The sequence below is a fragment of the Oerskovia gallyi genome (genome assembly GCF_014836745.1).
Lineage (GTDB): Bacteria > Actinomycetota > Actinomycetes > Actinomycetales > Cellulomonadaceae > Oerskovia > Oerskovia paurometabola.
In genome coordinates, this window is the sequence record NZ_JACSQE010000003.1 from 262,238 (window position 1) to 268,667 (window position 6,430).

General features: G+C 72.6%; 7 protein-coding genes. 3 read left to right on the forward strand and 4 right to left on the reverse strand.

Features of this window, described 5'->3' with window-relative positions; translation table 11 throughout:
* The first annotated feature begins 9 nt into the window (after positions 1 to 9).
* Entirely contained in the window at positions 10 to 714 is a 705-nt protein-coding gene (locus tag H9640_RS05320; protein ID WP_191789659.1) for a LytR C-terminal domain-containing protein, read from the forward strand.
* Positions 715 to 821: 107 nt separating this feature from the next.
* Positions 822 to 1,430, forward strand: a complete 609-nt coding sequence (locus H9640_RS05325; protein ID WP_191789660.1) for a GNAT family N-acetyltransferase — start codon at positions 822 to 824, stop codon at positions 1,428 to 1,430.
* A gap of 69 nt (positions 1,431 to 1,499) precedes the next feature.
* Here the strand turns inward: H9640_RS05325 and H9640_RS05330 are convergent, their stop codons facing one another.
* The 3 genes from H9640_RS05330 to H9640_RS05340 form a co-directional block, all read right to left on the reverse strand.
* On the reverse strand, positions 1,500 to 2,813 hold the full coding sequence (locus tag H9640_RS05330; protein WP_191789661.1) for a uracil-xanthine permease family protein: 1,314 nt from the start codon (positions 2,811 to 2,813) through the stop codon (positions 1,500 to 1,502).
* Between the two features lie 186 nt (positions 2,814 to 2,999).
* Entirely contained in the window at positions 3,000 to 3,923 is a 924-nt protein-coding gene (locus H9640_RS05335) for an LLM class F420-dependent oxidoreductase (protein WP_191789768.1), read from the reverse strand.
* 64 nt (positions 3,924 to 3,987) lie between these two features.
* Positions 3,988 to 4,569: a hypothetical protein gene (locus tag H9640_RS05340; RefSeq protein WP_191789662.1), complete on the reverse strand. Its 582-nt coding sequence runs from the start codon at positions 4,567 to 4,569 to the stop codon at positions 3,988 to 3,990.
* Positions 4,570 to 4,689: 120 nt separating this feature from the next.
* On the opposite strand from H9640_RS05340, the gene H9640_RS05345 reads away from it, so the two are divergent.
* Entirely contained in the window at positions 4,690 to 5,577 is an 888-nt protein-coding gene (locus H9640_RS05345; protein ID WP_191789663.1) for an LLM class flavin-dependent oxidoreductase, read from the forward strand.
* Positions 5,578 to 5,589: 12 nt separating this feature from the next.
* Here the strand turns inward: H9640_RS05345 and H9640_RS19010 are convergent.
* The coding region (locus H9640_RS19010; protein ID WP_225226733.1) for an ABC transporter ATP-binding protein at positions 5,590 to 6,430 on the reverse strand (841 nt) is incomplete at its 5' end.

Below are 6,430 nucleotides of genomic sequence, written 5' to 3' on the forward strand. Positions count from 1 at the left end.
GTTTCTGGCGTGACCACGCAGCCTGGCTCCGATCCCTCTCGAACCGTCCGCCGACGGCGCATGCACGAGCGGCAGGCCGTGGTCTTCGGGCTGCTCGTCGCGTTCCTGGCGATCACCGGCATCGGCGCCCTGGCGGTCTACACGGGTGCGGTCGAGCCTCCCTTCGACCGCCAGTTCAGCTCTCCCAAGGTGGACGGTGTCATCGCCGACGCGAAGACCCCGTGCCTCGCCGAGGGCACCCTGCCGGTCCCCTACGGCGACGTCCAGGTCCGGATCTTCAACGCCACGGGCAAGGGCGGTCTGGGCGCCGCCAACGAGCAGGTCCTCCGCAACCGCGGCTTCACGATCGCCCTGGTCGGCAATCTCCAGACCCCCGCCGGCAAGGGCACGACCCAGCACAGCACGCAGATCTCGTTCGGCGTGAACGGGGTCGCGCAGGCGTACACGCTCGCGGCCCACTACCAGGACCCGGTCCTGGTGCTCGACAACCGTGCGGACGCGAGCGTCGACCTGGTGCTCGGCGAGAACTTCGTGAACCTGGTGGACGAGGAGCTCGTGGAGATCGACCCCGCGGTGCCCCTGGCCAACCCGGCGAAGTGCGTCGCGGTCGAGACCATCACCCCGCGGGAGGCCTACGTCCCGCCGGCGCCGCCCGCAGAGGAGCCGCCGGCCGACGAGGTGCCCGCCGAGGGGGAGCCGGCCGTAGGAGGCTGACGCACTCCCCCGACAGCACGCACATCCCGGTGGCCCTGAGCCGGGTTCGCGGCTACTGTCTGGGCGCGGCGTCTCCTCCTCCCTGCTCTCGAACGGTCCGGCACACGATGGTCTCCCTCCCGATCCGCCCTGCTCGCACCACCGATCCTCGCGAGGTCGAGCGTCTGTACGACATCTGCCTGCGGACGGGTGCCGACGGCGGCGACGCCACGGAGAGGTATCGCGACCCCCGGTTGCTCGGCGAGATCTACCTCGGGGCCTACCTGGCGTTCGAGCCGGACCTCGCGTTCGTGGTCGACGACGGGTCCGGCGCGCTCGGATACGTCGTCGGCACCAGGGACACGGCGACGTTCGAGGAACGCTGCGAGCGCGACTGGTGGCCGGCCCTGCGGGCCCGCTATCCGCTGGACACCCTTGTCCCGGACACGGACGACGCCGGCCTGGTGCGCGCCATGCACGCCCCGTCGACGGCGGACCGTGCGGTGGTCGACCTCTTCCCCGCACATCTCCACATCGACCTGCTGCCCGCAGCCCAGGGCGGCGGCAACGGGCGGCGCCTGCTCGAGGTGCTCTTCGACGCCCTGCGGGAGCGCGGTGTCCAGGGGGTCCACCTGGGTGTCTCGGAGACGAACACCGCGGCGATCGGCTTCTACGAGCACCTGGGCCTCGAACGCGTCCCGACCGACGAGGGCTACGTGCTGGGGCTCAAGCTCTAGACCCGGCCCGCGGGCCGAACCCGAGGCCGGTCAGGGGTTGCCTGACCGATCCCGGGTCCGACAGCACGGTCAGCGCTCCGCCATCTCCGTGCCGCCCGGCACCGACGCCGGGCTCGCGGGCTCCTGCGAGGTCCCGCGCCACCGGGCGATGTTGCGCATGACGTGGTAGATCACGAGCGCCGACGCCGTGCCCAGGGCGATGCCCTCGAACGTCACGTCGCCGATGACCCACGTGAAGTTCGCGATGCCGACGACGAGCGGGACAGCGGCCGTGGTGAGGTTGACCGGGTCGGAGAAGTCGACCTTGTTCTGCACCCAGATGCGCGCACCGAGGATGCCGATCATGCCGTAGAGCATGGTCGTCGCGCCGCCCAGGACGCCCGCGGGGATGGTCGCGATGAGCGCCCCGAACTTGGGCGACATGCTCAGCACCAGGGCCGTGGCGCCCGCGACCCAGTAGGCCGCGGTCGAGTAGACGCGCGTGGCGGCCATGACGCCGATGTTCTCGGCGTACGTCGTGGTGCCCGAGCCACCGCCGATGCCCGCGAACGTCGTCGCGAGGCCGTCGGCGAACAGGGCGCGGCCCGTGAGGTCGTCGAGGTTCTTGCCCGTCATGGTCGCGACGGACTTCACGTGGCCAACGTTCTCCGCGACGAGCACGAGCACGACCGGGACGAACAGGCCGAGCACCGCGACGTCGAACGTGGGGGTCACGAACTCGGGCAGGCCGAGCCAGGCCGCCTTGGCGACGGGTGCGAAGTCGACCTCGCTGCGGATCGTCGCGACGACGTACCCGACGATCACGCCGAGCAGGATCGCGAGGCGCCCGACGATGCCCTTGAAGAGGACCGTGATGAGGATGATCGAGGCCAGCGTGATGACGGCCGTGACGGGGAACTGCTGGAAGTTGTTCCACGCCGCGGGCGCGAGGTTCAGGCCGATGAGCGCGACGATCGTGCCGGTCACGATGGGCGGCATCGTGAGGTCGATCCAGCGCGGCCCGGCGAAGTGCACGACGACGCCGATGAGCGCGAGCACGACTCCGGTCACCAGGATCCCGCCGACGGCGACCGACTGCCCCCCGGAAGCGGTCGCCGCGGTGATGGGAGCGATGAACGCGAAGCTCGACCCGAGGTAGCTGGGGAGCCGGTTGCGCGTGATGAGCAGGAACCCGATGGTCCCGATCGCGGAGAAGAACAGCGTCGTCGCGGGCGAGAAGCCGGTCAGGAGCGGGACGAGGAACGTCGCGCCGAACATCGCGACGACGTGCTGCATGCCGATCCCGATCGTGCGGGGCCAGCTCAGGCGCTCGTCGGTGCTGACCACGGCGCCGGGTTCGACGCGCTTCCCGTCTCCGTGGATCTTCCAGCCGAGTGCTGCCATGGGGGGCTCCGTTCGTGAAGTTTTGGTGAAGTGCCGAAGGGAAGGGTACTGCCGAGCAAGCAGCCCCCGTTACCGGCCGGTACGTCGTGGACACCCCCGTCCCACGTCCCCGCCCCCCAGGACGCCCGACGGCGGAGCGCACCCTCGGGAGGAAGATGCGCTCCGCCGTCGGGCGGGAGGGCTGGGTCAGCTCAGCTGCGGCTTGACCTCGCGCGCGATCAGCTCGAGGTGATCCAGGTCCGCGAGGTCCAGGACCTGCAGGTAGAAGCGCGTCGCGCCCTGCTCGCTCGCGGCCGCGAGCTTGTCCGCGGCCTCGGCCGGCGTGCCCGCGATGCCGTTCGTGCGCAGCTCCTCGGGATCACGGCCGATCGCCTCGGCGCGACGCCGGAACTCGGCCTCGTCCTTGCCCACGCACACCACGAACGCCGCCGAGTAGATCAGGTCGTCGGGGTCGCGGCCCGCGTCCTGGCAGACCACGCGGACGTTCTCGATGCGGTCGCCCAGCACGCCCGGGTCGGGGAACGCGACGTTGAACTCGGTCGCGTAGCGCGCAGCGAGCGCCGGGGTGCGGCGGGGACCGTGACCGCCCACGATGACCGGGACGCGGGACTGCGCGGGCTTGGGCAGCGCCGGGGAGTCCGTGAGCGTGTAGTGCTCGCCCGCGAAGTCGAACGTGGCCCCCACGGGCGTCTCCCAGAGCCCGGTGATCACGGCGAGCTGCTCCTCGAGGATCCCGAACCGCTTGGCCGGGAACGGGATGCCGTACGCCGAGTGCTCCTGCGGGAACCAGCCTGCGCCCAGGCCCAGCTCGACGCGGCCGCCCGACATCTGGTCGACCTGCGCGACCTGGATCGCGAGGACGCCCGGGTGCCGGAACGTCGCCGAGGACACGAGCGTGCCCAGCCGGATGCGGCTCGTCTCGCGGGCCAGGCCTGCGAGCGTGGTCCAGGCGTCGGTCGGGCCGGGCAGCCCGTCGCCGTCCCCCATGACGAGGTAGTGGTCCGAGCGGAAGAACGCGTCGAAGTCGAGCTCTTCCGTCGCTCGCGCGACCGCGAGGATGTCGTCATAGGTGGCGCCCTGCTGGGGCTCGGTGAAGATGCGGAGGTCGATCGTCATGGCCTCCACCTTGCCACGTCCCCCGGGGTGCCGTGGTCGCGCTCCCGCACGCCCCGGCTCAGCCCTCGTGCGCGGCGAGCACGGTCACCGAACGACCCGCCGGAGCCGTGACGACCAGGTGTCCGTCGGCGCCCAGGGCCAGGCGGAACCCGCCGAGCTCGAGCTCGGCGGAGACCTCGCCCGCGGGAGCCCCCGCACCGACGACCTCCGGTGCGTCGGCAGGCAGTGGTTCCCCCTCCCCCGGAGCCGGCTCGCCGACGAGCTCGAGGTACTCGCTCACGGCCCCTGCGGCGTCGGCGAGCTTCACGGGCCAGCTCTCTCCCGGCTCCCACGCCGCCCCCGCCCGCAGGCGCTGCCCGATCATCCCCACGAGCACCGGCTCGTCGACCGTCTCGAACCGCACGTGCCCACCCTCGTCGACCTGCAGCCCGGTGATGCGCTGGACGTCGACGACCTCGTTGCCCGCCGCGGCGATCAGCACGTCCGCCGCGTCCAGGAGCTCCTGCGCGTCGTCGGAGTCGGCGAACGCCTCCGGGTTGTCGACCTCGGGCACGGGCCAGTCGCCCCGGACGACGGCGAGCTGTTCGGCGCGCGAGCCGGTGCGCGGGTAGCGGTGCGAGACGTTGACGACGACAGCCATGGGGGACCTCCGGTGGTGCGTGAGCGGGACTGCCACCAGCACATCACAGGTCCGCGGTCCGGTTCGAGCCGAGCCGGGCCGGGCCGGGCCGGGCGGACCACGGGCACGTAGGGTCGGACCATGCGACTGAGCACCGTGATCCTGCCGATCTACCGCTGGTCCGAGGGGCGTGACGTCTGGCGCCGCGCGGAGGACCTGGGGTTCCACGCGGCCTACACGTACGACCACCTGTCGTGGCGCACCTTCCGCGACGGCCCGTGGTTCGGTGCGCTGCCCACGCTCGCGGCGGCTGCCGGGGTCACCGAGCGCCTGCGGCTCGGGACCCTCGTCACCTCGCCGAACTTCCGCGAGCCCGTGACGCTCGCCAAGGACCTCATGACTCTCGACGACCTGTCGGACGGGCGTGTCACGCTCGGGCTCGGCGCGGGGACCACGGGCTTCGACGCGACCGTCCTGGGGGGCGAGGGATGGTCGGCGCGCGAGCGGGCGGACCGGCTGCGGGACTTCACCGCGCTGCTCGACCGCCTGCTGACCGAGCCCGTCGTCACGCACGACGAGGGCCACTACCGCGCGCACGAGGCGCGCACGATCCCCGGCCCCGTCCAGGAGCCGCGCATCCCGTTCGCGATCGCCGCGACCGGGCCCCGCGGGCTGCGGCTGGCCGCCCGCTACGGGCAGGCGTGGGTCACGACGGGCGACGCGTCCGTCGGTGAGGACGGGACGCCGGCCGCGTCGCGCGCCGCCGTAGGTACCCAGGTGGCCCGCCTCGAGGCGACGTGCACGGAGGCCGGGCGCGACCCCCGCAGCATCGAGCGCATCCTCCTGACGGGCTTCACCCCGGACCGGCCGCTCGACTCGGTCGACGCGTTCGTCGAGACCGCGGCCGCCTACCGTGAGCAGGGGATCACGGAGGTCGTCCTGCACTGGCCCATCGCCGACTCGCAGTTCGCGGCCGACCAGGCGACGTTCGAGAAGATCGCGACCGAGGGCCTCGCGCAGCTCGGCTGAGCGCGACGGGCCTCAGCGCACCTCGACCCCCGCGGGTGCCTCGGTCGAGATCCGCAGCGCGGCCACGAGGTCGCGGTACAGGTCGTCCGCCCAGAGGAGCTCGGCGTGCGTGCCGCGCGCTCGCACGCGCCCGTCCTCCATGACGAGGATCTGGTCGGCGTCGATCACGGTCGAGAGCCGGTGCGCGATCGTCACGACGGCACGGTCGCGCGACAGGTCCTCGATCACGGCGTGGACCGCGGCCTCGGTGAGACCGTCGACCTGGGCCGTGGCCTCGTCGAGCAGCAGGACCTCGGGCGCGTGCAGCACCGCCCGGGCGAGGGCGACGCGCTGTCGCTCCCCGCCGGACACCGTGGTCCCGACGAGCGACGTGTCGAGCCCGTCGGCGAGCGAGCGCACCTTGGCGTCGAGGCGCACCTTGGCGAGCGCGTCCCACATGGCGTCCTCGGTCGCGTCGGGGTCGGAGAGCCGGAGGTTCTCGCGGATCGTGCCGGGCACGACGGGCGTCTCCTGCTCGACGTACGCGATGCGCGAGCGCACCTCGTCGAACGTGTAGTCCGAGTACGGGCGGCCGTCGAGCAGCAGGGTCCCGGACTCGGGCTGGAGGAAGCGCAGGAGCAGCGAGAAGGTCGTGGTCTTCCCGGCACCCGACGGCCCGACGATCGCGACCTGCCCCCGTCGCGGCACCTCGAACGTCAGGTCGCGCACGACGGGCTCGCCGCCCGGCAGGTAGCGCGCGGCGACGTCGCGGAACGCGAGCACGGGCGGCTCGCCCTCCGCGTCGGCGAGGCGCGCGGGATGGTGCGCGGCGTCGTCGGGCAGCGAGATCACGGCGCCCGCCGCCGGCGCGCGG